Origin of the sequence: Paenibacillus sp. P2(2022) (assembly GCF_029522175.1) — a bacterium.
Taxonomy (GTDB): domain Bacteria; phylum Bacillota; class Bacilli; order Paenibacillales; family Paenibacillaceae; genus Paenibacillus; species Paenibacillus polymyxa.
This window is the reverse complement of the sequence record NZ_JAKWFI010000032.1, coordinates 1-666: the sequence shown is the minus strand read 5'-3', so window position 1 is coordinate 666 and position 666 is coordinate 1. Positions and strand designations below refer to the sequence as shown.

Here is a 666-nt window from a genome sequence, read left to right as displayed (position 1 = left end):
GGCTGGTGTGTGGCGTTGGTAACGGATGAGGTGTTTGAGGCTTATTTTGCAGCCGTAGAACATAGAGAACCAAAGCTCGCCCCGGTGACTCCATACAGTCAGTATATTGAGTGGCTTGAAGCCCAGGATGTAGAAGCAGCAGCCTCATACTGGAAAGATTATTTGCTGGGCTATGATCAACAAACGTCGATTCCAACCGGAAAAGTCGGCACGAAAGCGGACGGTGCACAATTTGAGCATGTGCTGTGCGATCTAGGTAAGGATTTGACAGGGCGCATGGAAATGGTAGCCAAGCAGTACCACGTGACCCCGAATACATTACTGCAAACAGCCTGGGGCTTACTGCTTCAAAAGTACAACGGTAGTGATGATGCCGTCTTTGGCGGTGTCGTGTCGGGTCGTCCAGCTGATATTCCGGGGATCGAAAATATGGTGGGCTTGTTCATTAACACCATTCCCATCCGAATCCGGAGCCAGGCTGAGGACACCTTTGCTGACCTGATCAGAGTGAATCAGCAGCAGGCGCTGGCTTCTCAAGATTATGAGACGTATCCGCTGTATGAAATTCAAGCCTTGACCGAGCAAAAGCAAGAGCTGATCAACCACATTATCGTGTTTGAAAACTATCCGGTGGAGGAGCAGGTCGAGCAGCTTGGCGAAGGTGCA

1 protein-coding gene is annotated in these 666 nt (G+C 50.6%); it reads left to right on the top strand.

Annotated elements, in window-relative coordinates; translation table 11 throughout:
* A partial coding sequence (locus MMB75_RS26005; RefSeq protein WP_277511623.1) for a condensation domain-containing protein occupies positions 1 to 666 on the top strand: 666 nt, incomplete at both ends.